Raw genomic sequence first — 25,952 nt, 5'->3', positions numbered from 1 at the left:
GGTGTTTTTGAGGTGCTCCCGTGGCTTCTGTTTCTATCAGCTGTCCCTCCTGTTCAGCTACTGACGGGGTGGTGCGTAACGGCAAAAGCACTGCCGGACATCAGCGCTATCTCTGCTCTCACTGCCGTAAAACATGGCAACTGCAGTTCACTTACACCGCTTCTCAACCCGGTACGCACCAGAAAATCATTGATATGGCCATGAATGGTGTTGGATGCCGGGCAACCGCCCGCATTATGGGCGTTGGCCTCAACACGATTTTACGTCACTTAAAAAACTCAGGCCGCAGTCGGTAACCTCGCGCATACAGCCGGGCAGTGATGTGATTGTCTGCGCTGAAATGGACGAACAGTGGGGCTACGTCGGTGCTAAATCACGTCAGCGCTGGCTGTTTTACGCGTATGACAGGATACGGAGGACGGTTGTGGCGCACGTCTTCGGTGAACGCACTCTGGCCACACTGGAGCGTCTTCTGAGCCTGCTGTCGGCCTTTGAGGTCGTGGTATGGATGACGGATGGCTGGCCGCTGTATGAATCCCGCCTGAAGGGAAAGCTGCACGTAATCAGCAAGCGTTACACTCAGCGAATTGAGCGGCATAACCTGAATCTGAGACAACATCTGGCAAGGCTGGGACGGAAGTCACTGTCGTTCTCAAAATCGGTGGAGCTGCATGACAAGGTCATCGGGCATTATCTGAACATAAAACACTATCAGTAAGTTGGAGTCATTACCGTTAAAGCGATGTCAAAAGCTGCCGCGTTTAATTAAAATTACGATTACCTTTTCTGTGAGTTATTAACTTTAAAATCCGCCGCGCAGGATAATAAATAAAAACCGCTACGCTGCAGGCATAAAAAAAGCCACCCGCAGGTGGCTTATGCTTATTCAGTCAGCGCAATCAGTTAGCAGGCAGAACTGCTTTTACCGCATCACCGATATCGGCCAGGCTGCGGACAGTTTTCACACCTGCCGCTTCCAGCGCAGCAAACTTCTCGTCAGCCGTGCCTTTACCGCCGGCAATGATGGCGCCAGCATGGCCCATACGTTTGCCTTTCGGCGCCGTTACGCCTGCGATATAGCCGACAACCGGCTTGGTGACGTGCTCTTTGATAAAGGCTGCCGCTTCTTCTTCCGCGCTGCCGCCGATTTCACCGATCATCACAATCGCTTCGGTCTGCGGATCGTCCTGGAACATCTGCAGGATATCGATGAAGTTAGAGCCCGGGATCGGGTCGCCACCGATACCGACACAGGTAGACTGGCCATAGCCAATATCTGTGGTCTGCTTAACCGCTTCATAGGTCAGGGTGCCGGAACGTGACACGATGCCCACGCGGCCTGGCTGGTGAATGTGGCCTGGCATAATGCCGATTTTGCATTCGCCTGGGGTGATCACGCCAGGGCAGTTAGGGCCAATCATGCGCACGCCTGCTTCATCCAGCTTCATTTTCACAGTCAGCATATCCAGCGTCGGGATACCTTCAGTGATGGTGATGATCAGCTTGATGCCCGCGTCGATCGCTTCCAGGATACCGTCTTTGCAGAACGGAGCCGGAACGTAGATAACCGTGGCCGTTGCGCCGGTCGCTTCTACCGCTTCACGCACGGTATTGAACACCGGCAGGCCCAGATGGGTAGTGCCGCCTTTACCTGGCGTTACGCCGCCAACCAGCTGCGTGCCATAGGCCAGCGCCTGCTCAGAGTGAAAAGTCCCCTGGCCACCGGTGAAACCCTGGCAGATGACTTTGGTGTTCTTGTCGATCAGAATGGACATTATTTACCCTCCGCTGCAGCAACAACACGCTGTGCCGCGTCTGTCAGGCTGGTTGCTGCAATGATGTTCAGACCGCTGTCCGCCAGTTTCTTAGCGCCCAGCTCAGCGTTGTTACCTTCCAGACGTACCACTACCGGCACGTTGACACCCACTTCTGCCACTGCGCCGATGATGCCATCAGCGATCAGATCGCAACGGACAATACCGCCGAAGATGTTAACGAATACCGCTTTTACCGCGTCGTCAGAGAGGATGATTTTGAAGGCTTCGGTTACGCGCTCTTTAGTTGCGCCGCCGCCGACATCAAGGAAGTTTGCAGGCTGGCCACCGTGATGCTTCACGATATCCATTGTGCCCATCGCCAGACCCGCACCGTTGACCATACAGCCAATGTTGCCTTCCAGCGCGACATAGTTCAGCTCCCACTGCGTTGCGTGCGCTTCGCGTGGATCTTCCTGGCTTGGATCGCGCATTTCGCGCAGTTCAGGCTGGCGGAACAGCGCGTTGCCGTCTGCGCCCAGCTTGCCATCCAGGCAGATCAGGTCGCCCTGTTTGGTGATCACCAGCGGGTTGATCTCAACCATCGCCAGATCGCGCTCCAGGAACATGGTAGCCAGACCCATAAAGATTTTGGTGAACTGGCTGACCTGCTTACCGGTCAGACCCAGTTTGAACGCCAGTTCGCGGCCCTGGTATGGCTGCGGTCCCGCTAACGGGTCGAGCGCCATTTTGTGGATCAGGTGCGGAGTCTCTTCCGCCACCTTTTCAATTTCCACACCGCCTTCGGTTGATGCCATGAAGATCACGCGGCGCGTAGCGCGATCGACGACCGCACCCAGATAGAGTTCCTGATCGATATCGGTTGCCGCTTCAACCAGAATCTGGTTAACCGGCTGGCCCAGCGCATCTGTCTGATAGGTCACCAGACGTTTACCCAGCCAGTGCTCAGCAAATGCACGGATCTCTTCTTTACTTTTCACTACCTTCACGCCGCCCGCTTTACCACGGCCACCGGCATGAACCTGACATTTCACTACCCACGGGCCTGCGCCAATTTTTGAGGCGGCTTCTTCGGCTTCACGTGGCGTGGTGCAGGCATAACCAGTCGGTGCTGGCATACCATACCGTGCAAACAGCTGCTTCGCCTGGTATTCGTGTAAGTTCATGATGTTCTATCCATTCAGATCTGAAACATTTAAATGTGGGCGCGCATCGCTGCGCGCCCGGCGAAAATCAGACATCCAGCAGCAGACGAGCCGGATCTTCCAGCATCTCTTTCACTGCGACCAGATAGCCTACCGATTCACGGCCATCGATCAGACGGTGATCGTAAGAGAGCGCCAGATACATCATCGGCAGGATCACCACCTGACCATTGACCGCCATTGGACGATCTTTAATGGCGTGCATGCCCAGAATGGCGCTCTGCGGCGGGTTAATGATTGGCGTTGACATCAGCGAACCAAACACGCCGCCGTTGGTGATGGTGAAGTTACCGCCGGTCAGCTCTTCAACTGTCAGCTTGCCATCACGGCCTTTCACCGCCAGCTCTTTAATTTTCTTCTCGATATCCGCCATGCTCAGCGCATCCACATCTTTCAGCACTGGCGTCACCAGACCGCGCGGCGTAGAAACGGCGATGCTGACATCGAAGTAGTTGTGGTACACCACATCTTCGCCATCGATAGAGGCGTTCACTTCCGGGAAGCGCTTCAGGGCTTCAACGACCGCTTTGATGTAGAAGGACATAAAGCCCAGGCGTACACCGTGACGTTTTTCAAACGCCTCACCATACTGCTTGCGCAGATCCATGATGGGCTTCATGTTGATTTCGTTGAACGTGGTCAGCATGGCGGTGCTGTTTTTCGCTTCCAGCAGACGCTCAGCCACGCGTTTGCGCAGGCGGGTCATCGGCACGCGCTTCTCGCTACGGTTAGCAACCGGAGCCGGAGCCGCCGCTTCAGCAGCCGGAGCCGCTTTCGCTTCCGGCTTTTTCGCCAGGTGCTTTTCAATATCTTCGCGCGTCAGTCGGCCACCCACGCCGGTGCCTTTGATCTGGCTGGCGTCGAGATTGTTTTCCGCGATCAGACGGCGTACAGCAGGGCTCAGCGCGTCGCTGCTCTCTTCTTCCAGCGACGCGGACTGGCGCTGTGCCGGTGCAGATTTATTGCTCTCAACTTTCGCTGAGGTCTCTTTCCCGCCGCTGTTGCCCTCTTTCAGGCGACCAAGCAGCTGGCGCGAGGTGACGGTAGCACCCTCTTCTTCCAGCACGGCTTCCAGAATACCATCAGCAGCAGCAGGAACTTCCAGCACCACTTTATCGGTTTCAATTTCGACCAGCACTTCATCACGGCTGACTGCATCGCCAGGTTTTTTGTGCCAGGTTGCAACCGTTGCGTCCGCTACGGATTCAGGTAAATCGGGAACGAGAATTTCTACGCTACTCATTTTCTTTCCTTTTTATTAACCAAGGTTCAGCGCGTCGTTGACCAGGTCTTGCTGCTGTTGTTGATGTACGGACATATAGCCCACGGCCGGTGAAGCAGATGCCGGACGGCCTGCGTAACGCAGCGACGCACCAAAGGGAACCACTTCGCGGAAATGATGCTGACTGCAATACCATGCGCCCTGATTGAGCGGCTCTTCCTGACACCAGACGAAATCCTGGACATGGGCGTAATCTTTTAACGCTTCCTGTACCGCTTTGTGCGGGAAAGGATAGAGCTGCTCGATGCGCACAATGGCAACATCGCTCTGCTCGTTTTTGCGACGCTGTTCCAGCAGATCGTAGTAGACCTTACCTGAACAGAGCACCACGCGTTTAACCTGCTGCGGATCGAGCGCATCGATCTCGCCAATCGCCGGCTGGAAGCTGCCGTTTGCCAGATCGTCCAGGCTGGAGATCGCCAGCGGATGACGCAGCAGCGACTTCGGCGACATCACAATCAGCGGACGGCGCATACCGCGCAGCGCCTGACGACGCAGCATGTGGTAAACCTGAGCCGGGGTAGATGGCACGCAAACCTGCATATTCTGCTCAGCGCAGAGCTGCAGATAACGCTCCAGGCGCGCTGAGGAGTGCTCCGGACCCTGACCTTCATAGCCGTGCGGCAGCAGCATCACCAGGCCACACATGCGGCCCCACTTCTGCTCGCCCGAGCTGATGAACTGATCGATAACCACCTGTGCGCCGTTGGCAAAGTCACCAAACTGCGCTTCCCAGATGGTCAGCACGCGCGGCTCTGCGGTGGCGTAGCCATATTCAAACGCCAGTACCGCCTCTTCCGACAGCACGGAGTCCCAGACTTTGAACTCTCCCTGACCATTATGAATATGGTGCAGCGGCGTATAGGTAGAGCCATTCAGCTGGTTGTGGATCACCGCATGGCGGTGGAAGAAGGTGCCGCGTCCGGAATCTTCGCCAGAGAGACGCACCGGAATGCCTTCATCCACCAGCGTGGCGTAGGCCAGATTCTCTGCCCCGCCCCAGTCAAACGGTTTGTTGCCTTCCGCCATCTCTTTGCGGTCGTTGTAAATTTTGGCCACGCGCGACTGCACTTCAACCGCTTCCGGAACCGTGCTGATACGGCGCGCCAGCTCCTGCAGGCGTTTCAGCTCAACCGTTTCCGGGTAGCTCTCATCCCACTCGTGGTTGAGATAAGGGGACCAGGTAAACGAGTGCAGGCTCATCGGGCGCCATTCCGGCACCACGCACTCACCGGCATCCAGCGCATCGCGATAGAGGTTAACCAGTTCAGTGGCATCTTCCTGCGAGGCTACGCCCTGGCTCTGCAGGCGGTCGGCGTAAAGTTTACGCGGCGTCGGATGCTTTTTAATCTTCTGATACATCAGCGGCTGCGTTGCACTTGGCTCATCCGCTTCGTTATGGCCATGACGGCGATAGCAGACCAGATCGATAAAGACATCACGCTTAAAGGTGTTGCGGTAGTCGAGCGCCAGACGGGTAACAAAAGCAACGGCTTCCGGATCGTCCGCGTTCACGTGGAAAATAGGTGCCAGCACCATCTTACCGATATCAGTACAATAAGGCGTGGAGCGCGCATCTCTTGGATTTGACGTGGTAAAGCCAACCTGGTTATTGATCACGATACGCACCGTACCGCCAACTTCATAACCACGCGCCTGCGACATGTTCAGGGTTTCCTGCACCACACCCTGACCAATTACCGCTGCGTCACCGTGAATAGTGATAGGCAGAACTTTGTTACTGCCCGGCTCAGAGAGACGATCGAGGCGGGCGCGTACGGAGCCCATGACAACCGGGCTGACAATCTCCAGATGCGACGGGTTAAACGCCAGTGCCAGATGCACCAGGCCCCCTTCGGTTTCAACATCGGAAGAGAAGCCCATGTGGTATTTCACATCACCGGTACCCAGATGCTCTTTGTGCTTGCCGGCGAACTCATCAAACAGATCCTGCGGCTTTTTGCCCAGTACGTTGATCAGCACGTTCAGACGTCCGCGGTGCGCCATACCCAGCACCACTTCGCGCGTGCCGCTTTTCCCTGCGTGGCGAATCATTTCGCGCAGCATAGGCACCAGCGCATCGCCACCTTCCAGTGAGAAGCGTTTGGCGCCGGGGAATTTCGCCCCAAGATATTTTTCCAGACCTTCGGCTGCGGTCAGCTCTTTCAGGAAGCCTTTTTTCTCTTCCGCGCTGAATGAAGCCTGTCCAGCCACTGATTCAAGACGCTGCTGGATCCAGCGTTTCTCTTCAGTGTTGTTAATGTGCATATACTCTGCGCCAATCGACCCGCAGTAGGTCTGCTGCAGGGCGGCGTAGAGATCGGCCAGCTTCATCGTCTCTTTGCCAATCGCAAATGAGCCTACGTTGAAGCTTTCCTGAAAATCGGCGTCGGTCAGATCGTGAAAGGCCGGGTCGAGATCGGCCACGATATCCTGTTTCCACAGGCCAAGCGGATCAAGATTAGCGTGCTGATGGCCGCGGAAACGGAACGCGTTAATCAGCTGCAGGACTTTAACCTGTTTGGAGTTAGTAGCCGGATCGGTAACGGTAGAGGTGTAGCGGGTAGCATCCTTCGCCAGGCGGCGGAAATAGTCACGCGTCGTGGAGTGAAACTGCTCTGGTTTTACGCCGGTACCTGGCAACTGCTGGAACAGGTCGCGCCACACTTCATCAACAGAGTCAGGATCGGTCAGGAAATCCTCATAGAGTTGCTCTATGTAAGACTGGTTCGCGCCGGCCAGCCAGGAGGAGTCCAGCCAGGGTTTCATCGCGCTGTTCTGCATTGTGATCCCTTAAGCATTAAGCTGCTTTTTATGAGGTTTCATTTGTTGCCGCTTTCACGGCTTGCCGTAGTGAGTTCAGCGATACGAACCTGTGCGCTACCGGCGCCGGGCCCGTAAGGGAACCTTTATAAGCGTGGTCAGCACCGCGCTTATAGAGGCTTCCATACGCTGCCGGGAACCTGAGTTCCCGGCAGGACTTCTTAGCTTTACGCCCCGCGCTGCAGCAGCATCGACTTGATATGGCCGATGGCGCGCGTCGGGTTCAGCCCTTTCGGACATACGCTCACACAGTTCATGATGCTGTGACAGCGGAATACGCTGAAAGCATCACTCAGATTGTCGAGACGCGCATCCGTTTCCGTGTCGCGGCTGTCAATCAGGAAGCGATAGGCAGCCAGCAGACCGGCCGGACCGATAAACTTATCCGGGTTCCACCAGAACGACGGGCAGGAGGTTGAGCAGCAGGCGCAGAGAATACACTCATACAGGCCATCAAGGTGCTCACGCTCCGACGGGCTCTGCAGATGCTCACGCGCCGGCGGATTCTCACCGTTGTTCAGCAGGAACGGTTTGATTTTCTCATACTGCGTATAGAACTGGCTCATGTCGACCACCAGATCGCGCACAACCGGCAAACCTGGCAGCGGGCGAATCACGATCTTTTTACTGCCGTTACCCAGTGCTGAGACCGGAGTAATGCAGGCCAGACCATTTTTGCCGTTCATGTTCAGACCATCTGAGCCGCAGACACCCTCGCGGCACGAGCGACGAAACGCCAGCGTTGGATCCTGCTCTTTCAGCCGAATCAGCGCATCCAGCAGCATCATGTCGCGCCCGTCTTCCGACTCCAGGGTGTAATCCTGCATGCGCGGCTTGTCATCGACGTCCGGGTTATAACGGTAGATTGAAAATTCGAGTTTCATCATGACCTCCGCAATTAATAGGTACGCGCTTTCGGCGGGAAGGCCGCGCGCAGTTTCGGCTGCATGTTCACCTCACGGCGCGTCATGCTTTCCGTTTGCGGAACATAGAGACTGTGACACAGCCAGTTTGCATCATCACGCTCCGGATAGTCGAAGCGGCTATGTGCGCCACGGCTTTCAGTGCGGAAGTTTGCGGCAACCGCGGTTGCATAAGCGGTTTCCATCAGGTTATCCAGCTCCAGACATTCGATACGCTGCGTATTGAAATCGGGTGAGCGGTCATCCAGACGCGCACTCTTCAGACGCTCGCGAATCGCTTTCAGCTCGGCCAGGCCTTCACGCATGGCGTCACCTTCGCGGAACACTGAGAAGTTGTTCTGCATGCAGCGCTGCAGCGCTTTGCGGATTTCCACCGGATCTTCACCCGTGGTGTTATTTTCCCAGCGATTGAAGCGCGCCATCGCCGCATCGATCTCTTCCGCGGTAGCATCGCGCAGCTCGCCCTGCTCAGCGATACACTCCATCAGGTGCACCCCTGCCGCGCGACCAAATACCACCAGATCCAGCAGTGAGTTACCGCCCAGACGGTTAGCACCGTGCACCGATACGCAGGCGATCTCGCCAACCGCAAACAGGCCCGGGATCACTTCATCTTCGCCCTGTTCATTCACGCGCAGCGCCTGTCCGGTGACGCGGGTCGGAATACCGCCCATCATGTAGTGACAGGTTGGAATAACCGGAATCGGCTCTTTAACCGGATCGACATGCGCAAAGGTGCGCGACAACTCAAGAATGCCAGGCAGGCGCGACTCAAGCACCTCAGCCCCAAGATGATCGAGCTTCAGTTTGATATGCGGACCCCACGGGCCATCGCAGCCGCGACCTTCACGGATCTCAACCATCATTGAACGCGCAACAACATCACGGCCCGCCAGATCTTTGGCGTTTGGCGCATAGCGCTCCATGAAGCGTTCGCCATGTTTGTTCAGCAGATAGCCGCCTTCACCACGGCAGCCCTCGGTGACCAGCACGCCCGCACCCGCAATACCGGTTGGGTGGAACTGCCACATCTCCATATCCTGCATCGGTACGCCGGCACGGATTGCCATGCCAACGCCGTCGCCGGTATTGATGTGTGCGTTAGTGGTGGACTGGTAGATACGTCCCGCGCCGCCGGTTGCCAGAATAGTCGCTTTGGCTTTGAAGTAGACGGTTTCACCGGTTTCAATGCAGATAGCGGTACAACCCACAATCGCACCATCTGCGTTTTTCACCAGATCCAGCGCATACCATTCGGAGAAGATGGTGGTTTTGTTTTTCAGGTTCTGCTGATACAGCGTATGCAGCAGCGCGTGACCGGTACGGTCAGCGGCCGCAGCGGTACGTGCGGCCTGCTCGCCGCCAAAGTTTTTGGACTGGCCACCAAATGGACGCTGATAAACGCGGCCATCTTCTAAACGGGAGAACGGCAGTCCCATATGCTCCAGCTCCAGAATCGCTTCCGGACCGGTTTTACACATATATTCGATCGCGTCCTGGTCCCCGATGTAGTCGGAACCTTTTACGGTATCGTACATATGCCATTCCCAGTTATCGTCATGGGTGTTACCCAGCGCAACGGTAATGCCGCCCTGCGCCGATACGGTATGGGAACGGGTTGGAAAAACTTTCGATAACAGGGCACAGCTCTGGCCCGACTGGGAGATTTGCAGTGCCGCGCGCATACCCGCGCCACCTGCGCCGATCACCACGGCATCAAATTCTCTGACTGGCAAATTCATTTACACACCCCACACAACAACAGTGCCATAAACGGCATACGACAACAGCGCGACCACACTAACCAGCTGCAGCAACAAACGCGGCGCCAGCGCTTTCACGTAGTCAGTCAGTACCTGCCACATACCGATCCAGCCGTGAACCAGAATGGAGAACAGGGTCAGCAGCGTAAACACTTTGGTGAAGGAGGAGGCGAAAAAGCCGCGCCAGACATCATAGGTCAGCGTATCGGTCATGACGACGAAACCGAGCAGATAGATGATGTAGAGCGTAATCAGGATTGCGGAAGCACGGACCAGAAGCCAGTCGTGGATACCGTTGCGTCCTAAAGCAGAAGCATTGCTTACCATACGAGGACTCCAGCCAGAATTGAGAGCACGACAGTGATAACAAAAACCGCCTGCGCGGTACGGGTTCCCACCTGCAGGGTCTCTGCGGTAAAGCCAAAATCTGCCAGCATATGACGGATACCGCTTGCCGCATGATAGGCCAGCGCGGTCAGAATGCCCCACATAATGAATTTGGCAAAGAAGCTATCCATGATGGATGCCGCCTGCTGAAAACCTTCGGGAGAGGAGAGAGAGAGACCCAGTAACCAGAGCAGAATTCCGAGAGCGACAAACGTAATCACGCCGGAGACGCGGTGGAGAATGGACGATATTGCAGTAACGGGAAACCGGATCGTCGTGAGATCCAAGTTAACAGGTCTTTGTTTTTTCACGGTTTTGCCCACACAGCTCTTTTTTATTTTGCTTCCTCCGGTCCTGAGTTGCAGCAGAGCACTGAGCGTGTTCAGACAACAACCGCCACCAAAATAGCAACATCCAGTGTTAAATGAAGCGGGTAAAACGCTGGGTGGCTCCTGGTGTCAGGGTATTCCGGAGACCTGGCGGCAGTATAGGACGATCACATTCTGATTACAATTCCCCTACAATCTGTTTGGTCACATTTAAGCTGAACAGTGATCAGGGTCACGATTTTCACAAAATATACATTTTTAATTATCTGATTTGACAATAGATCAACATTTCAGTTACAAACAATCGCACTAAAGCCCTATGATGCACAAAAGTTATGGGGATACACTTTCCCCTAAGCTCAAGTTATGTAACATTGCCCTAACGAGCAACATAAACCGTCAGGTTATTGGTTACCAAGAAGTTATGTCGTGACAGGATCTTTAACATCTGCGATGAGCGCCATGTCATGTCCGAATATCCTTGCCCCGGATGCCTTAGTACTGCGTAACCTCATTACGTGCAGGTTATTGCCAGGTGATAATCTGAAGCGAGTGGTGTTACGCAACATGCGAACTATTCTGGTGTCTAAAGATCCTTACTTACCCAGGCGCTATGGAGACGAAAAATGACAGATAAAAAAGTGACGCTGACCCTACAAGACAACAACACGCTTGAACTGGATGTGATGCAAGGCACGCTGGGACAGGATGTTGTTGACGTCCGCGCCCTTGGCTCACAAGGCCTGTTTACATTTGACCCCGGCTTTACCTCTACCGCGTCGTGTGAATCCAAAATAACGTTTATTGATGGTGATGAAGGCATTCTGCTGCATCGCGGTTTCCCGATTGACCAGCTGGCGACCCACTCAAATTATCTGGAAGTCTGTTATATCCTGCTGTACGGCGAAGCGCCTACTCAGGAGCAGTTCAAAGAGTTCTGCACGACCGTTACCCGTCACACCATGATTCACGAGCAGATCACCCGTCTGTTCCACGGTTTCCGTCGTGACTCACACCCGATGGCCGTTATGTGCGGCGTAACCGGTGCGCTGGCCGCGTTCTATCACGACTCGCTGGATGTAAACATTGAGCGCCATCGCGAAATCGCTGCGTTCCGCCTGCTGTCGAAAATGCCTACCATGGCAGCCATGTGTTACAAATATTCTATCGGTCAGCCTTTTGTTTATCCGCGTAACGACCTCTCCTATGCCGGCAACTTCCTGCATATGATGTTTGCCACACCGTGTGAAGAGTACAAAGTGAATCCGGTGCTTGAGCGCGCGATGGATCGTATTCTGATCCTGCACGCCGATCACGAACAGAACGCCTCCACCTCTACCGTACGTACCGCAGGGTCATCCGGGGCTAACCCGTTTGCCTGTATCGCGGCCGGTATCGCTTCACTCTGGGGGCCGGCACATGGCGGCGCCAACGAAGCTACCCTGCGTATGCTGGAAGAGATCAGCACCGTAGAGCACATTCCGGAGTTTGTGCGCCGTGCTAAAGATAAGAATGACTCGTTCCGCCTGATGGGCTTTGGTCACCGCGTTTACAAGAACTACGATCCGCGCGCCACCGTGATGCGTGAGACCTGCCATGAAGTGCTCAATGAGCTGGGTATGAAAGATGACCTGCTGGAAGTGGCGATGGAGCTGGAACACATTGCGCTGAACGACCCCTACTTTATCGAGCGTAAACTCTATCCAAACGTCGATTTCTACTCCGGCATCATTCTGAAAGCGATGGGCATCCCTTCTTCAATGTTTACCGTAATCTTTGCGATGGCGCGTACCGTTGGCTGGATTGCACACTGGAAAGAGATGCACGATGAAGGCATGAAAATTGCCCGTCCGCGTCAGCTCTATACCGGTTATACCGAGCGTCCGTTTGAGTCAGCGCTGAAAAAATAAGCGCCGTCACGCCATAAAAAAGGGCAGATTCTTCTGCCCTTTTCTTTTGCCCGCAATCTGCCCACGTCTGGCTACAGCTGGCACCCCGGACACCAGTAAAAAGGACGTGATGAGAGCACGCCTTTCTCAATCAGCGTACCGCAGCGCCGGCACTTTTTGCCCTGCCGGTGAAAGACTTCAAAGCGAAACGCCGCCTCTTCATGATACTTCTTCATGCTGCCACGCATTTTGTAAGAGAGACGCGGGATCGCCAGCAGCGCGTCACTGAGCTTGTCGAGCTGAGCGTCATCCAGATCCTGCGCCCGGTGCTGCGCGCGCAGTCCGGCGTGCCACAGGATCTCCACCCGCAGATAGTTACCCAGCCCGGCCAGAAAAGCCTGATCCAGCAGCAGGCCGCTGAACTGCCGGCGCCGGAACCGCGGCGAAAGCAGGCGTTCGCGCACCTCCGTGACGGTCAGCGTGGCATCCAGCACATCCGGCCCGACGCGCTGCAGAAACGGGTGTGCACCGAGCGTGTCCGCATTCAGCAGTTCAATATCAGACGCGCTGTAAAGCAGAATGGCTTTATCGGCGCTCTCCAGCCGCACCCGCAGCTGCCGGGTGGTCGCGGGCTGCGTGCCTGCGGCAACGACCCGCCAGACGCCGTAGAGCTGATTGTGACTGTAAAGCGTCAGGCCATTAGAGAAGTGGGTCAGCAGCGCTTTACCGCGCGTTTCAATAGCGTTAACCGTTTCGCCCAGCAAGGCGGGCTCATAGGTTTTCAGCGATGGAAAAGCAAACCACACATCGGTAAGGGGCTTGCCCACGATAGCGGCTTCCAGCTGATCCGCCGCCCGGCGGATCTCCGGTCCCTCTGGCATACAGACTCCTGATTAGTGTGTTGCGCCACCCGCAACACGGATGTCGTCATGGGTGTTCATCATGACCTGAATGGCGATCTCCAGCGCCTGCGTCACGCTGCTAACGGACATGCTCGGCGCGCCAGGATGATTCACCGCCTGCTGCGGCATCCAGGGAATGTGCATAAATCCGCCGCGTGCCGGACTGCCGTGGGTGTGCAGCCAGTGCAGCAGAGAGTACATCACGCTGTTGCAGGTAAAGGTGCCGGCCGTTTGCGAAACCGAGGCGGGAATGCCTGCCTCCCGCAGCGAGGCGACTATCGCTTTAATGGGCAGCGTGGCAAAGTAGGCCGCCGGGCCTCCCGCTACGACCGGCTCATCCACCGGCTGCTGCTGCTGGTTATCGGGGATACGCGCATCGTGAATATTGATCGCTACCCGCTCCAGCGTAATATCGCAGCGACCGCCCGCCTGCCCCACGCAGAGAATGCCATCGGGCTGCAGCGTAGTCAGCGCGTCAGTCAGCACCGCACCGCAGGTTGCAAACACCACCGGCAGCTGGCGTACCACTACCCGCACGCCAGCCAGCATTTTACCGTCAAAGTCGCGCACCGCCTCCCAGGAAGGATTGAGACGCTCACCGCCAAACGGCTCAAAAGCCGTTAACAACACCGTTTTCATTACTGCCTCACAAAAACATCAGGAAGTAGAGCAGGAAAATATTCACTAACAAGAGTAGTACACCGGTAGGAACCTGAGCCTTGATCACCGCATTCCTATCCGGCAGCTCCAGCAGGCGCGCGGGCACGATGTTGAAGTTTGCTGCCATCGGTGTCATCAGCGTCCCGCAGTAGCCGGAAAACATGCCGATCGCCGCCATGACGGCCGGGTTTCCGCCATGCTGCAGCACCAGAATCGGGATGCCGACGCCGGCCGTCACAATCGGGAACGCGGCAAAGGCGTTGCCCATTACCATCGTCAGCAGCGCCATTCCTCCGGCATAGACCGCCACCGCAATCAGCCGGTTATCCACCGCCAGATAGTGTTCAGTGAGATGCGAAATCGCGCTGCCGACGCCGGCGCTGGTAAACAGCAACCCCAGCGTGGCGAGGATCTGCGGCAGAATAAACGCCCAGCCTACCGCATCCAGCAGGCGCCGTGTCTCCTGCATCGACTGCAGCGGCTTTTCCCGCGTAAACGCCAGTGCAATCAGCCAGCCCAGAATACAGCCCACCATCATTGAAAACAGCGTCACCAGCGTAGCGTGGTTGCCCGCGCCAAACACCTGCTCCTGCAGTCCGGGAATATGATTAAACGCCAGTACGCCAATCACCGTAACCAGCGGTATCGCCAGGGCGGGTAAGAACAGCTTATTGCCCAGCCGTCTGGCGCTGGCCTGTTTCTCCTCATCCGTACGCTGATGATAGCGCCCGAGGCGTACCCCACCACAGCCGGCGATCAGCGCCATCACAACCACGACCACCCCGGTGGCAATATGCAGCCAGCGGCGGCCCAGCTCAGCGTCGCCGGCCCACTGCCCTGCCAGCTGATAAGCGCCATCACCAATCAGAAAAATCAGGCCATAGAGCGCCCAGAAGAGACCGGTGGTCAGACGGCGCGGATTGGCGCGGTCTCCCCAGGAGAGCAGCGCCACCACCAGCAGAATCGCCCCTGCCAGCCACATCAGATATTGTTGCTGAAACATTACTTCTCCTCCCTGGCGTGCAGCGCCTGCTGATTCAGCGCACCCAGCTCACGCGACAGCTGGCGATCCAGCCGCACCAGCCGGGCCGAGTGGATAAGAAAGGCGCACAGCGCGGTCGGGATGCCCCACAGCGCAATATGCAGCGGCTCGGTGGTAATGCCGGCTGATTCCTGCATAAAGTTATGCATAAAGATAATCGCGCCGAACGCGACAAAGATATCCTCACCAAAGAAAAGGCCGACGTTATCCGTTGCGGCAGACATGGCGCGCAGCCGGTGACGTATCTCCGGCGAAACCTCACCATAGCGGTTCTCCGTCGCCCCCTCCGCCATCGGTGCCAGCAGCGGACGCACCATCTGCGGATGGCCGCCCAGGCTGGTCAGCCCCAGCGCGGCGGTTGCTTCGCGCACAAACAGATAAACGATAAGCAGACGGCCGGCGGTGGCAGTTTTGATCTGCGCAATCCAGCTCTGGGCACGCTCTTTCAGCCCGTGGCGTTCCAGCAATCCGATTACCGCCAGCGGCAGCAGCAGGATCAGCGGCAGATTGCGCGTATTGAGAAAGCCGGAACCGAGTTTTTCCAGAATGTCGCCGAGCGGCATCTGCGCCGCGAGGCCAGTAACAAAGCCCGCGACGATTACCACCAGCACCGGATTAAAGCGTAATAAAAAGCCAATAATGATGGCCAGGATCCCCAGCAGGGGCCAGAGGTTGACAACGTTTTCCATGATTTTCCTCACTGAAAACAAAAAAGCCCGGCCGTAGCAGGCCGGGCGAAAAAGGGACGTTATGCGCTGCTGACGGCAATCTGCTCAGCAGCAAACGCGGCACGCAGCGTACGGGCAAACTGCAGCGCGTGTGCGCCATCACCGTGCAGGCAGACCGTCTCCGCGTTGACGGCGACCCACTCACCGCTCACGCTTTGCACCTGCTGCTGCTTTACCATAGCCAGCGTCTGCGCCAGCGCCTGGCCGGCATCCTCAATCAGCGCGCCTGGCTGGCTGCGCGGCACCAGCGCCCCGCTCGCCAGATAGCCGCGATCGGCAAACACCTCTTCGCGGGTGCGCAGGCCATACCGGGCACCTGCCGCAATCAGCTCGCTGCCCGCCAGGCCAACCAGAATAAGCTGAGCATCCACCGCCCGTACTGCCCGGGCAATCGCGTCAGCGAGCTGCGGATCGGCGGCGGCCTGGTTATAAAGCATGCCGTGCGGCTTAACGTGAAACAGCCGCGCGCCTTCACTTTCCGTCATGCTTTTCAGCGCGCCAATCTGATAGATCATCTGGGCATAGACTGTCTCCGGCGGCAGCTGCATCGCCGTGCGACCGAAGTTCTCGCGGTCGGGAAAGCCCGGATGAGCGCCAATCGCCACCCCTGACGCATTGGCCCAGCGCACCGACTGCAGCATGGTCTGCGCATCACCGGCGTGAAAACCGCAGGCGATATTGGCAGAGCTTACCAGCATCAGCAGTTCCCGATCGCTGCTGCTGCCTTCGCCGAGATCGGCATTCAGATCAATTTTCATGCGTAAGCCCCCAGGCTATCTGATCCAGCGCGCGCTGCTGCTGCTGTTTCGCCAGCAGCGCCTCTTCCAGCGTGCACGGAATAAAGTGAATCGGTTCGCCGAGCCGGATTTGCGCCAGCTGATAAATATCCGCCTCGATAATGCAGGCGATCCGCGGATAGCCGCCGGTGGTCTGTGCATCCGCCATCAGCACAATAGGCTGACCGTTTGGCGGCACCTGCACCACGCCAGGCACCAGACCATGTGAGAGCAGATCGCGCGTGGCGGTCCGCTGCAGGCTGTCGCCCTGCAGGCGATATCCCATACGGTTACTCTGCGGGCTCAATTTCCACGGGTTACGCCAGAATGCCTCCTGCGCCTCCTGGGTAAATTCGCTATATTCCGGACCCGGCAGCGCACGAATGCGGTTCCCCCACAGCAGCTGGCGCACGCCCGCCGGCTGGCTGAAGCGGCGGGTTGGCTCGCCCAGCGGCAGACGATCGCCATCCTGCAGCCTGCGGCCCTGCCAGCCGCCAAACGCAGCTTTCAGATCGGTGCTGTGCGAGCCCAGCATTTCTGCTACCGCAAACCCGCCGTTTACCGCCAGATAACTGCGCATGCCGCTGGTTGGCATGGATAGCGTAAGAACCTGACCACGCCGCACCGGCAGGCGCCATCCGGTCCAGACCGGCTTGCCATCCAGCTCAGCGTTACAGGCGGCTCCCGTCAGCGCAAACCAGCCGTCGCGCTGAAACTCCGCCCTGAACTGACCCAGCACAATCTCCAGTACCGCGCTGTTCTCGCTGTTACCCACCAGCATATTTGCGGTACGCATGGAGGGCTCATCCAGCGCACCGCTCAGGCTGACGCCCAGCTGACGCCAGCCGTGCCGCCCGCGATCCTGTACCGAGGTCATTAACCCGGCGCGTAAAATATTCAGCATATGCCCTCCTTCTGCGGCACAAACCGAACGCGATCGCCGGGGCGCATCAGCGTGGGCGGCTGCTTAAGCGGATCAAACAGGCTGAGTGGCGTATGGCCAATCAGCTGCCAGCCGCCGGGGGCAGCCAGCGGATAGATACCGGTCTGACTGCCGCCAATCCCCACTGAACCAGCCGGGACGGCCACGCGCGGCTCGGCGCGACGCGGCGTATGCAGTCGCGTATCCAGGCCGCCCAGATAGGGGAAACCAGGCTGGAAGCCAAGAAAATAGACAATGTAGTCTGCGCTGCTGTGCAGCTCTACCACCTGCGGCGGCGTCAGCCCGGCGCGATCTGCCACTTCTGACAGATCGGGTCCGGCACTGCCACCATACACCACCGGGATCTCAATCAGCCGGGGATTATTCTGCAGCTGCTCTTCACCCTCTTCCCACCAGCGCTGCAGACGCTCAATGGCGTCCTGCGCATCAATTTGTGACTCGCGCAGTATCAGCGTGAGGTTGTTCATACCGGGGATCACCTCCTGCACCTGCTCATCCTGCTGCAGTCGTTCACATAATCCCCAGATGCGCTGCTGACTGGCGAGCGAAACCGGCGGCGCCAGTTCCAGTACAACCGCCCGCTCTCCCAGTAAATAACAACGTGCCTGTTGCAAAACCCACCTCCCGATCGTGAATAACGCGCGCCGGCAGACGTGCTGCGGCACGATAAACCTTTCACATAGCTGCTCAGGTTCAATAGGTTATGCAAAAGTGGCGGAGATGTGTCAACCAGTTTGCGCCCGGCGAGCGGACGCAGAGAGAGAAAAATCAGGCAGGATTGTCGATATCGATAAAGGTAACATCGAGGTGGTAATGCTGCGCCAGCCACTCACCCAGCGCTTTGATACCGTCGCGCTCGGTCGCGTGATGGCCCGCGGCGAAAAAGTGCAGCCCCTGTTCGCGCGCGCTGTGAATGGTCTGCTCAGAGACTTCGCCCGTAATAAAGGCGTCAACGCCGGCCGCGGCCGCGTTGTCGATAAAGCCCTGACCACCGCCGCTGCACCAGGCCACGCGTTTGATCAGCGCGGGTGCGTTATCACCGCAGTGCAGCGGCGTGCGTCCCAGGCGCTGCGCGATTTTTTCTGCCAGGTCGCTGCCGCTGAGCGGCGTGCGCAGCTCACCCCAGGGCAGCAGCGGCTCGATTTCACCCCTGACGTCGATATCAAACAGGCGCGCCAGCTGCGCGTTATTCCCCAGCTGCGGATGCGCATCCAGCGGCAGATGCCAGCCATAGAGATTAATATCGTTAGCCAGCAGCGTGCGCAGACGCTGTCGTTTCATGCCTTTTATTGCCGGGGCTTCGTTTTTCCAGAAATAGCCGTGGTGTACCAGAACGGCATCGGCATTCCGCTTTACCGCTTCATCCAGCAGCGCCTGGCAGGCCGTAACGCCGGTAACCACTCTTCTGACTTCACTGCGTCCCTCAACCTGCAGTCCGTTAGGTGCATAGTCGCTAAACGCGCTGCTGTTTAGCTGCTGGTTAACGATCTTTTCCAGCTCAATGTTATTCATAAAGGCTCCGTCATCGCCTCAGGCCGCGCCGCGTGCGCGTTCAAAGGCGTCTAATGTCTTTTTGCGTGCCGCCTTATGTTCCACGATTGGCAGGGGATAATCGAGTTTCTTGTTATTTTTCTTCGCCCAGACGTGCGGCTGATGAATATCGCTGTCGGGCACATCTTTCAGCTCCGGCAGCCACTGCCGGATAAATGCGCCCTGCTTATCGAACCGTTCACCCTGGGTTGTCGGGTTGAAGATACGGAAATAGGGAACGGGATCGGTGCCGGTAGAGGCTGCCCACTGCCAGCCGCCGTTGTTAGCAGCGAAATCACCGTCAATCAGCTGTTCCATAAAGTAACGCTCGCCCTGCCGCCAGTCGATAAGCAGATCTTTTACCAGAAAGCTGGCGGTGATCATGCGCAGCCGGTTGTGCATCCAGCCAATGCTGTTCATCTGGCGCATACCTGCATCAACGATGGGATAGCCGGTTTTGCCCGCTTTCCAGGCATCAAAATGGGCGCTGTCTTTCTGCCAGCTGACGTGATGGGTCCAGTCGATAAACGGCTGATGTTTACAGAGCGCCGGATAGGCCACGATCAGATGGCGATAGAATTCCCGCCAGATCAGCTCACTGATCCAGGTAAAGGCTTTTCCTCCTTTCAGCGCATCAGCATGCTCTTTCACAATCCGATGCAGACACTGCCGGGGTGAGAGTACGCCGGTTGAGAGATAGGCTGACAGCTGGCTGGTCCCGTCGCTGGCAGGTGTATCGCGCTCTAAGGGATAATCCAGTACCGGCTGTCTGGCGAAGGCGCGCAGGCGTTTTAACGCCGCCTGTTCGCCGGCCGGAAACAGCTTTTCATCGGGTTTTTCAGTCGGATAATCAAATGCGGGGATCTTTTTCAGGCTGTTCAGCGGCGCATCACCGCGCGCGGCAGGAGCGCTATGGCACTCTGGCATCCCCTGCTGCAGCCGTTTTACAAACGCTTTGCTGAACGGCGTGAAGACTTTGAACGTCGTATTATTGCCGGTCTGCACGCTACCCGGCGGCAGCAGCAGGCTGTCATCAAATCCCTGACATGTAATACCCTGCTCATCCAGCTGTTTTTCGACGGCAGCGTCGCGCTCGCGCTCGTTAATTTCATACTGATAGTTGTAAAACAGCGCATCCACCCGATGCGTTTTGCAGAAGTCGCTCAGGTAATTAACCGAAGCAGCAAAATCATCGCACTGATGAAAATGCAGCGGAATGCCGCGTTCCGCCAGCGCCTGCTGCAGCTCACACAGGTTCTGATGAATAAAGGTCGCCTGTTTTGCTGACATGCTGTGCTGCCGCCACTGTTTCGGCGTGGCGATAAACAGCGCCATGACGTCAGCCTTTTTATCATGACACGCTGCAGCCAGCGCGCTGTTATCGTTAATACGCAGATCGTTGCGCAGCCAGAGCAGGTGTGTGGTCATGGGGCCTTGTCCTTATTGTCCGTAACGCAGGCGCAGTGCTTCCGGGTAGGGATCGAAATAGCGCTGCTGCGCCAGCCAGGGATGCGGATACTCAGCCATGTAGTGTTTCAGCATAGTAATAGGGGCCAGCAGCGGCTGAACGCCACAGCGATAGCGATCGATCAGCTGCGCCAGTTCCTGACGCTGAGGAGAGCTGAGTTTTGGCCGGAAATAGCCCTGTACATGCATCAGCACATTAGTATGATTGCGGCGCGATGCGCGATGCGACATTAGCTGCATCAGCCGGTTACGGTACTCAAACGCATACTCTTCCAGCGACGCCCATTTATCCATAGCGGCCACAAAGCGTCCCAGTTCGCGATAGGCATCCTGCGCGTGCGACAGCAGCAGCAGTTTGTACCGGCTGTGAAAGGCGATCAGTTTGTGCCGCGTCAGTCCGCTGCGCCACATTTCGTTGAACTCATGCAGCGCAAATACGCGCCCGGTGAAGTTTTCGCGCAGAACCGGATCGTGCAGGCGGCCATCCTCTTCCAGCGGCAGCCAGGGCATCTCCTGCTGTAAAAAAGAGGTAAAGATGCCGATGCCCGATTTGCGATTATTGTTTGTGGCAGGATCGTAAACGCGCACCCGCTCCAGACCGCAGCTGGGTGATTTGGCGCAGAGAATATAGCCGCAAAGATGGTGCAGCGATTTGACGCGCTCCGCTGACCAGCTGCGCATTTCGCTGGTGACTTCCTGATTGTCATCTTTGCTGAAACAGATATGGATCTGATCGTCGCCTTGCTTCACCAGCCTCAATGCCGGACGCGGTGTGGGCAGGCCGATAGCCATCTCAGGACAGACGGGCTCGTAGCGCACAAATTGCGCGAGTTCGTCCGTTGCAAAGGCAAAACGCTTGTGGCCGCCATCAAATCGGACGCTATCCCCGAGCAGGCAGGCACTGATGCCGACAGGAATTTTCTCGCTCATACTTGTACAACCTCCAGAATCTTGTAGAGGTTTAAGTGTAGCGCAAATGACGATGAATGGCAGGATGTAGCAGGCGCTATAAGGAAAATTTTGTCAAAAAAAGCGGCCGCTTCGGGTAAAAGCGTCCGCCTCAGTCAGAAAAACTCTGTTACCAGTAAATACCGCCAGCGATTTCGGACTGCGCCAGCCATACCGGCTGGGTACTGGTTTTGCACCAGATGCGGTGCAGGTAGCTATAAAAACGCGCACGATCGCGGCGGAATAGCATAAAAGGAAGCGCCGCAACGCCTGCAATCAGCACCAGCGTGCGCCGTATAACGATTTTTGGCAGTGAATAGCGTTTATCCATTGCGTTCCTCCTGAGCAATCTGTTGTAAAGTGTGATCTGCCGCAAATATTACTCCTGGCTGCTCACTTTTGCTACTCATCAGACCACTTATTCTGAACTTTTTTTGACCATTTTTCCGCTTCAAAGAATGGCGTTACAACAGTGTGAATAACGGGTTATTTTATTGGGGTAAATCGCTGCGCGGACGCCGCTGCGGTTTATTGCTAAAGTAGAGAAAACCGTGTCGCAGGAGCCCACGTGACAACCATTTTGATTGTGGAAGATGAAAAAGAGATCCGCCGTTTTGTACGCCTGGCGTTAGAGAGCGAAGGCGTAAAAATTGTCGAAGCTGAACAGCTGCAGCGTGGTCTGATTGAAGCGGCAACGCGCAAGCCCGATCTGGCGATCCTCGATCTCGGCCTGCCTGACGGTGATGGCATCGCGTTTATTCGTGAAGTACGCCAGTGGAGCACTATGCCGGTTATTGTGCTTTCAGCCCGCAGTGACGAGCAGGATAAGATCGCAGCGCTGGACGCGGGTGCGGATGATTATCTGACAAAACCGTTTGGCATTGGCGAACTGCTGGCCAGGGTGCGGGTGGCTTTACGTCGTCATCAGGGCAGTCAGCCCGATGCGCGCGTGCTGTTTGGTGAAGTCTGCGTTGACCTTGCTGCACGCCGTATCACCCGCAGCGGTCAGGAAGTGCATCTGACGCCAACCGAGTTTCGCCTGCTCAGTCTGCTGCTGAATAACGCCGGCAAGGTGCTGACGCAGCGCCAGCTGCTGAATCAGGTCTGGGGCCCCAATGCGGTGGAACACAGCCACTATCTGCGCATCTATATGGGCCACCTGCGTCAGAAGCTCGAAGAAAACCCGACGCAGCCTGCTCACCTGCTGACGGAAACCGGTATCGGCTACCGTTTTATGCCATAAAAAAAGGCCGCAGCAGCGGCCCTTTTCACGGTATCACCCTCAGGCGTTCTTCAGAACTTCGCTGACAATTTCCACCGCTTCTTTCTCAATCAGCTCGCGATGCTCAGCGCCAAGGAAGCTTTCGCAGTAAATCTTGTAAGCATCTTCAGTGCCGGACGGACGCGCGGCAAACCAGCCGTTCTCCGTCATGACTTTCAGTCCGCCAATAGATGCGCCGTTACCCGGAGCAGCCGTCAGGCGTGCGGTAATCGGATCGCCCGCCAGCGTATCAGCGCTGACCATCTCTGGTGACAGCTTTGACAGCGCGGCTTTCTGTGCCGAGGTCGCAGACGCCTGCAGACGATTGTAGCTTGGCGCACCAAAGCGCTCCGCCAGCTCATCATAGTGCTGCTGCGGATTTTTACCGGTCACCGCCGTGATTTCAGCGGCCAGCAGGCAGAGAATAATGCCATCTTTATCCGTTGACCAGGCTGAACCATCAAAACGCAGGAAGGAAGCCCCCGCGCTCTCTTCGCCGCCAAAGCCAAAGCTGCCGTCGAACAGGCCATCAACGAACCACTTAAAGCCCACCGGTACTTCTACCAGCTTGCGCCCGATATCATTAACCACGCGGTCGATCATCGCACTGGAGACCAGCGTTTTGCCCACGGCAACATCACTACCCCACTGCGGACGATGCTGGAAAAGATAGTTGATAGCGACGGCCAGGTAGTGGTTTGGATTCATCAGGCCAGCTGGCGTGACAATACCGTGACGGTCATAATCGGGATCGTTGCCGAAGGCCAGATCAAACTTGTCTTTATACGCCAGCAGACCCGCCATCGCGCACTCTGATGAACAGTCCATGCGCACCACGCCATCTTTATCCAGATGCATGAAGCGGAAGGTCTGGTCGATAGCGTCATTAACGATGGTCAGATCGAGGTTGTAATGCTCAGCGATACGCTGCCAGTAAGCCATACCTGAGCCGCCAAGCGGATCTACGCCAATTTTCAGTCCCGCTTTCTGAATCGCCGGGAAGTCGATAACCTGCGCCAGTCCTTCAACATAAGGCTGAATCAGATCCTGCTCAACAATGTGGCCGCTCTGCCACGCCTGATCCAGCGGCAGACGTTTCACATCCTGCAGACCGCCTTTGATCAACTGGTTAGCGCGATCTTCCACCACTTTTGTGACGTTGGTATCAGCCGGCCCACCGTTTGGCGGATTGTATTTAATGCCGCCATCTTCCGGTGGATTGTGTGAAGGGGTGATCACAATGCCGTCAGCCTGCGCGCCGCCGCGTTTGTTATGCTCCAGAATAGCATTGGAGATAGCGGGCGTTGGCGTGTAGCCGTTATCCTGCTGCACGATGACATCCACACCGTTCGCCGCCAGCACTTCCAGTACTGACAGAATAGCGGGCTCAGAGAGCGCGTGCGTATCTTTGCCCACGTAGCATGGACCCGTAATACCGTTCTTTTTGCGCTCTTCGGCGATCGCCTGTGCGATAGCCAGAATGTGCTCTTCATTGAAGCTGTGACGTCCCGCGCTGCCGCGGTGGCCAGATGTGCCAAATTTCACCGCATGGTCCGGGTTAGCCGCATCCGGCTTCAGGACGTAATACTGCGAGGTTAATTGTGCAACGTTAATCAAATCGCTCTGCTGGGCAGGCTGCCCGGCACGGGGGTGATTGGCCATTGGCGCTTCTCCCTGACGCTTCAGTTTAAATGGTGCCGCAAACTTTCTCTGTCAGCTCCGGAGGGAACTGCATAGCCAGCATGATGTGCTCCACCATGCTGCATTTACGGCCTGTATTGGTGTTTGTGATGACCCAGTAAGGTGTACCTGGCACATGCTTAGGTTTGGTATGCGTGCCATTTTGCAGCAGCGTATGCTCATCACCGGCAAAATAGACGCGCGTACGTCCCTGCAGCGATGCGGTAGCATCGGCAAATGCATCAGGATCGAGACGATAGAGCGTTGACAAAATCAGCATAAAGCGGTTAACCGCTTTTTTCTGCTCGGCATACTCATCTGACAGCATCAGCTCGCGCATGGCACGCACGCGGTCCTGCGGACGCGCTTCAGGCTCTGCTGCTGCTGTCGCCTCTTTTACCGGGGCCGTTACTGCTGGCGCTGCTGCAGCGCGCGAGCTGGCGGTAAATTTCAGCATGCGACGCAGTATGTCTGAGGCGCTTTCACCGATGTGCTGCGTGTGGCTGGCAATATAACGGTAGAGTTCTTCGTCAACTTCAATCGTTTTCATCTTATTCCGTACGAGTCTGGCAACTAGCAGAATCCCGCATTCTGCAACGCCCTTACCGGTAGCGGGCACGCAGAGAGCCTGGGATCTGACATATTGATTATAAAGTTAAATCCGCAATAGCTGATAGCGCTGGCAACGTTTACGGGCAAAAGTCAGAATATGCCCTAATACCTGGCGACCGCCACCCGGACAGGTAGAATCATGATACCCTAACCCACGCTCTCAACTGTAAGAACTTTAGCCATGATTTTGAATGCCCGTCTGCAAACTGCACAATCTGATTCTCACAGCGCACCGGTTTTGCTTATCCATGGCCTGTTCGGCAGCCTGGATAACCTTGGCGGGCTGGCGCGTGGCGTAGCCGATGCGCGTACTACGCTGCAGGTGGATGTGCGCAACCACGGTTTATCGGCGCGCAGCAACAGCATGAGCTATGCTGCAATGGCGCAGGATATGGTTGATACACTGGATGCGCAGCAGATCACGCAGGTTGATGTGATTGGCCACTCGATGGGGGGCAAAATCGCTATGGCACTGAGTGCGCTGGCGCCTGAACGCGTTGGCAAGCTGGTGCTGATTGATATCGCTCCCGTTGACTATCAGACGCGCCGGCACGATGAGATCTTTGCGGCGATTCGCGCGGTATCCGCCGCCGGCGTGACGCGCCGCAGTGAAGCCGCAGCGGTGATGCGACAGTTTATCCCTGAAGAGGGGATCATTCAGTTTATCCTGAAGTCCTTTGCTGAAGGAGAATGGCGGTTCAACGTGCCGGTATTATGGGATAACTACGCGACGATATCGGGCTGGGAACCTATTCCCGCCTCGGCTCATCCGGCGCTGTTTATTCGCGGCGGCGACTCTCCTTATCTGGATAATCACTATCGGGCCGCGCTGCTGGCCCAGTTTCCTGAGGCGCGGGCGCAGGTCATTGCCGGTGCCGGGCACTGGGTGCATGCAGAGAAGCCTGATGCCGTGTTACGTGCCGTGCGGCGCTTTTTTACGCTCTGAAAGCAAAAGCTTACTGCGCTATGTTTAAGATTGGCGTCACGTCTGACGCTGGAGTATGATGTCGCGCTAAAATTTTGCCAC

The 25,952-nt window shown here is 56.6% G+C and carries 25 protein-coding genes; 4 read left to right on the top strand and 21 right to left on the bottom strand.

Translation table 11 applies throughout. The annotated features are described in order from the left end of the window. Positions 1 to 20: 20 nt before the first annotated feature. Positions 21 to 718, top strand: a protein-coding gene (locus LAC65_RS04635; RefSeq protein WP_223429336.1) for an IS1 family transposase whose coding sequence is annotated in 2 segments (ribosomal slippage) — positions 21 to 270 and positions 270 to 718 — 699 coding nt in all. Because the reading frame shifts where the segments join, the coding sequence is not laid out codon by codon here. A gap of 181 nt (positions 719 to 899) precedes the next feature. Here LAC65_RS04635 and sucD read toward each other — a convergent pair. The 8 genes from sucD to sdhC all read right to left on the bottom strand — a co-directional run bounded on the left by sucD (position 900) and on the right by sdhC (position 10,481). After that, a complete protein-coding gene (gene sucD, locus LAC65_RS04630; RefSeq protein ID WP_039383236.1) occupies positions 900 to 1,775 on the bottom strand; it encodes a succinate--CoA ligase subunit alpha in 876 nt (291 codons plus the stop codon). Continuing rightward, a complete protein-coding gene (sucC, locus tag LAC65_RS04625; protein ID WP_039383235.1) occupies positions 1,775 to 2,941 on the bottom strand; it encodes an ADP-forming succinate--CoA ligase subunit beta in 1,167 nt (388 codons plus the stop codon). The genes sucD and sucC overlap by 1 nt, the downstream gene beginning before the upstream one ends. Before the next feature lie 67 nt (positions 2,942 to 3,008). After that, the gene (gene odhB / locus LAC65_RS04620; RefSeq protein WP_224144843.1) at positions 3,009 to 4,223 is read right to left on the bottom strand and encodes a 2-oxoglutarate dehydrogenase complex dihydrolipoyllysine-residue succinyltransferase; all 1,215 of its coding nucleotides are present in this window, start codon (positions 4,221 to 4,223) and stop codon (positions 3,009 to 3,011) included. A 15-nt stretch (positions 4,224 to 4,238) separates the two neighbouring features. Continuing rightward, positions 4,239 to 7,046: a 2-oxoglutarate dehydrogenase E1 component gene (sucA, locus tag LAC65_RS04615; RefSeq protein ID WP_039383231.1), complete on the bottom strand. Its 2,808-nt coding sequence runs from the start codon at positions 7,044 to 7,046 to the stop codon at positions 4,239 to 4,241. Between the two features lie 206 nt (positions 7,047 to 7,252). Continuing rightward, a complete protein-coding gene (locus LAC65_RS04610) occupies positions 7,253 to 7,969 on the bottom strand; it encodes a succinate dehydrogenase iron-sulfur subunit (RefSeq protein ID WP_039383229.1) in 717 nt (238 codons plus the stop codon). Between the two features lie 14 nt (positions 7,970 to 7,983). After that, entirely contained in the window at positions 7,984 to 9,750 is a 1,767-nt protein-coding gene (sdhA, locus tag LAC65_RS04605; protein ID WP_039383226.1) for a succinate dehydrogenase flavoprotein subunit, read from the bottom strand. Continuing rightward, entirely contained in the window at positions 9,751 to 10,098 is a 348-nt protein-coding gene (gene sdhD / locus LAC65_RS04600; protein ID WP_039383223.1) for a succinate dehydrogenase membrane anchor subunit, read from the bottom strand. Then, complete coding sequence (gene sdhC / locus LAC65_RS04595; RefSeq protein WP_039383221.1) at positions 10,092 to 10,481, bottom strand: succinate dehydrogenase cytochrome b556 subunit; 390 nt, start codon at positions 10,479 to 10,481, stop codon at positions 10,092 to 10,094. Before sdhC ends, sdhD begins: the two co-directional genes overlap by 7 nt. A gap of 632 nt (positions 10,482 to 11,113) precedes the next feature. Here sdhC and LAC65_RS04590 point away from each other — a divergent pair. Continuing rightward, positions 11,114 to 12,397, top strand: coding sequence for a citrate synthase (locus LAC65_RS04590; protein WP_039383219.1), 1,284 nt, complete (start codon positions 11,114 to 11,116; stop codon positions 12,395 to 12,397). A gap of 71 nt (positions 12,398 to 12,468) precedes the next feature. Here LAC65_RS04590 and nei read toward each other — a convergent pair whose 3' ends face one another. From nei to LAC65_RS04535, 11 genes are all read right to left on the bottom strand, one after another. Continuing rightward, the gene (nei, locus tag LAC65_RS04585) at positions 12,469 to 13,257 is read right to left on the bottom strand and encodes an endonuclease VIII (protein ID WP_224144842.1); all 789 of its coding nucleotides are present in this window, start codon (positions 13,255 to 13,257) and stop codon (positions 12,469 to 12,471) included. 12 nt (positions 13,258 to 13,269) lie between these two features. Beyond that, positions 13,270 to 13,917: a pyroglutamyl-peptidase I gene (gene pcp / locus LAC65_RS04580; protein WP_039383214.1), complete on the bottom strand. Its 648-nt coding sequence runs from the start codon at positions 13,915 to 13,917 to the stop codon at positions 13,270 to 13,272. Between the two features lie 7 nt (positions 13,918 to 13,924). Beyond that, positions 13,925 to 14,941: a DUF979 domain-containing protein gene (locus tag LAC65_RS04575; protein ID WP_039383212.1), complete on the bottom strand. Its 1,017-nt coding sequence runs from the start codon at positions 14,939 to 14,941 to the stop codon at positions 13,925 to 13,927. Beyond that, positions 14,941 to 15,669, bottom strand: a complete 729-nt coding sequence (locus LAC65_RS04570; RefSeq protein WP_039383210.1) for a DUF969 domain-containing protein — start codon at positions 15,667 to 15,669, stop codon at positions 14,941 to 14,943. The genes LAC65_RS04575 and LAC65_RS04570 overlap by 1 nt, the downstream gene beginning before the upstream one ends. 59 nt (positions 15,670 to 15,728) lie before the next feature. After that, positions 15,729 to 16,466, bottom strand: a complete 738-nt coding sequence (gene pxpA / locus LAC65_RS04565; protein ID WP_039383208.1) for a 5-oxoprolinase subunit PxpA — start codon at positions 16,464 to 16,466, stop codon at positions 15,729 to 15,731. Beyond that, positions 16,456 to 17,388: a 5-oxoprolinase subunit PxpC gene (gene pxpC / locus LAC65_RS04560; RefSeq protein WP_039383205.1), complete on the bottom strand. Its 933-nt coding sequence runs from the start codon at positions 17,386 to 17,388 to the stop codon at positions 16,456 to 16,458. Before pxpC ends, pxpA begins: the two co-directional genes overlap by 11 nt. Beyond that, positions 17,382 to 18,041: a 5-oxoprolinase subunit PxpB gene (gene pxpB, locus LAC65_RS04555; RefSeq protein ID WP_039383204.1), complete on the bottom strand. Its 660-nt coding sequence runs from the start codon at positions 18,039 to 18,041 to the stop codon at positions 17,382 to 17,384. Before pxpB ends, pxpC begins: the two co-directional genes overlap by 7 nt. 154 nt (positions 18,042 to 18,195) lie before the next feature. Further along, positions 18,196 to 18,939 (bottom strand): type 2 GTP cyclohydrolase I, encoded by a 744-nt coding sequence (locus tag LAC65_RS04550; protein ID WP_039383201.1) that lies wholly within the window; start codon positions 18,937 to 18,939, stop codon positions 18,196 to 18,198. 18 nt (positions 18,940 to 18,957) lie between these two features. Then, positions 18,958 to 20,385, bottom strand: coding sequence for a deoxyribodipyrimidine photo-lyase (gene phrB / locus LAC65_RS04545; protein ID WP_039383198.1), 1,428 nt, complete (start codon positions 20,383 to 20,385; stop codon positions 18,958 to 18,960). Positions 20,386 to 20,397: 12 nt separating this feature from the next. Further along, complete coding sequence (locus LAC65_RS04540) at positions 20,398 to 21,354, bottom strand: YbgA family protein (RefSeq protein ID WP_039383196.1); 957 nt, start codon at positions 21,352 to 21,354, stop codon at positions 20,398 to 20,400. A gap of 148 nt (positions 21,355 to 21,502) precedes the next feature. Next, positions 21,503 to 21,703 (bottom strand): YbfA family protein, encoded by a 201-nt coding sequence (locus LAC65_RS04535; RefSeq protein WP_039383193.1) that lies wholly within the window; start codon positions 21,701 to 21,703, stop codon positions 21,503 to 21,505. Positions 21,704 to 21,940: 237 nt separating this feature from the next. Here LAC65_RS04535 and kdpE point away from each other — a divergent pair, with 237 nt between their 5' ends. After that, positions 21,941 to 22,615 (top strand): two-component system response regulator KdpE, encoded by a 675-nt coding sequence (kdpE, locus tag LAC65_RS04530; RefSeq protein WP_039383191.1) that lies wholly within the window; start codon positions 21,941 to 21,943, stop codon positions 22,613 to 22,615. Between the two features lie 39 nt (positions 22,616 to 22,654). Here the strand turns inward: kdpE and pgm are convergent, their stop codons facing one another. After that, on the bottom strand, positions 22,655 to 24,295 hold the full coding sequence (pgm, locus tag LAC65_RS04525) for a phosphoglucomutase (alpha-D-glucose-1,6-bisphosphate-dependent) (RefSeq protein WP_039383189.1): 1,641 nt from the start codon (positions 24,293 to 24,295) through the stop codon (positions 22,655 to 22,657). Positions 24,296 to 24,320: 25 nt separating this feature from the next. Continuing rightward, positions 24,321 to 24,863, bottom strand: coding sequence for a replication initiation negative regulator SeqA (gene seqA / locus LAC65_RS04520; protein WP_039383187.1), 543 nt, complete (start codon positions 24,861 to 24,863; stop codon positions 24,321 to 24,323). Between the two features lie 243 nt (positions 24,864 to 25,106). On the opposite strand from seqA, the gene ybfF reads away from it, so the two are divergent. Further along, positions 25,107 to 25,871, top strand: a complete 765-nt coding sequence (gene ybfF, locus LAC65_RS04515) for an esterase (RefSeq protein ID WP_039383185.1) — start codon at positions 25,107 to 25,109, stop codon at positions 25,869 to 25,871. Positions 25,872 to 25,952: the final 81 nt, after the last annotated feature.

This window comes from Pantoea eucrina (assembly GCF_020079945.1).
In the GTDB taxonomy this organism is placed as follows: Bacteria; Pseudomonadota; Gammaproteobacteria; order Enterobacterales; family Enterobacteriaceae; genus Pantoea; species Pantoea eucrina.
This window is presented reverse-complemented; position numbering and strand designations above follow the sequence as displayed.